The 1,334-nt window shown below is 71.7% G+C and carries 1 protein-coding gene and 1 pseudogene; one reads left to right on the forward strand and one right to left on the reverse strand.

Translation table 11 applies throughout. The annotated features are described in order from the left end of the window. Positions 1 to 1,040 (reverse strand): NAD(P)-binding domain-containing protein (locus PUR61_RS02975; RefSeq protein ID WP_329875302.1); only part of this gene is annotated, 1,040 nt, incomplete at its 3' end. A 123-nt stretch (positions 1,041 to 1,163) separates the two neighbouring features. Here PUR61_RS02975 and PUR61_RS02980 point away from each other — a divergent pair. Next, positions 1,164 to 1,334 (forward strand): annotated as a pseudogene (locus PUR61_RS02980) (transcriptional regulator); the annotation flags it as partial.

Genomic DNA, 1,334 nt, shown 5'->3' on the forward strand with positions numbered 1-1,334 from the left:
ACGGTGCCGCAGGAGTGCTGGTTGGGGTCGATCAGCGGGGCGAGCGCCGCGGGGGCCTGGAGGCGGTCGTCCAGGTGGAGCCGCAGCTCGCCCAGAAAGGACAGGTCCGGGCGCAGGCCCGTCAGGACGATGACCTCGTCCAGATCCTCGGCGCGGTGGCCGTCCTCGGAGACGAGGGCGAGTCTGTCGCCGGCCTGTTCGACGCCGGCGGCCCGAAAGCCTGTGAGTGCACTGGCGTGCCCGTTCTGGACGGCGGCCTTGGCTGCCTGTCCCAGTGCACCGCGCGCCGGGAGCTGGTCGGCGCTGCCGCCGCCGAAGGTCGAGCCGGTGATGCCGCGACGCAGGATCCACACCGCGTGAGTGCCGGTCTCCTCCTCGGCGAGGTCGGCGAGCACGGCGAGGGCTGTGAAGGCGGAGGCGCCGGAGCCGACGACGGCGGTCCGCCTGCCCGCGTACCGGGTGCGCACGGCGGGGTCCCTCAGGTCGGGGACGCGATAGGAGATGCGGGCGGCGTGCGTCTTCTCGCCGATCGCCGGGAGGCCGTCGGCGCCGAGGGGGCTGGGGGTGGACCAGGTGCCGGAGGCGTCGATGACCGCGGCAGCGGTGATCCGCTCCTCACGGCCGTCGGCGGTGGTGACGTGGACGGTGAAGGGCTGGTCCTCACGGCCGGAGTCGACCACGCGGTCGCGGCCGCTGCGGGCGACGCCGGTCACCTGGCTGTCGTAGCGGACCTTGTCAGCGAGGGCGTCGGCGAGCGGCTGCAGGTACAGCTCGGCCCAGTCGGCGCCGGTCGGGTAGGTCGCACCGTCCGGGCGGGTCCAGCCGGTGGGGGCGAGGATCTTCTCAGCAGCGGGGTCAACGAGCTCGGCCCAGGTGGAGAACAGCCGCACGTGGCCCCACTCGCGCACCGCGGCGCCGGCCAACGGTCCCGCTTCGAGCACCAGCGGGGTCAGACCGCGTGCGGTGATGTGGGCGGCGGCGGCCAGGCCGATCGGGCCGGCGCCGATGACGAGGACTGGCAGGTCGTGGCCTTCGGGCATGGCGATGGTCTCCTTCGAGGTGAGCGGTCGGTGGAGATGAACCGCCCCTCTGATTCGATGAATATCGATGTTCTGGCGATCTCGACCTTGCCACTCGGGTTCGACAGATGTCAACATAGACATATGTCGAATTCGGAGTCGGCGGTCCTGGAGCCCAAGGCCGTGCCCTGCTGCCCGCCGATCACCTCGGCGGAGCTGTCGGCCGAGGACGCGGTACTGATGGCCGCGATGTTCAAGGCGCTGTCCGACCCGGTGAGGCTGCGGCTGTTCTCGAAGATCGCCTCACACCCGGGC

The sequence above is a fragment of the Streptomyces sp. BE20 genome (assembly GCF_036322525.1).
In the GTDB taxonomy this organism is placed as follows: Bacteria; Actinomycetota; Actinomycetes; order Streptomycetales; family Streptomycetaceae; genus Kitasatospora.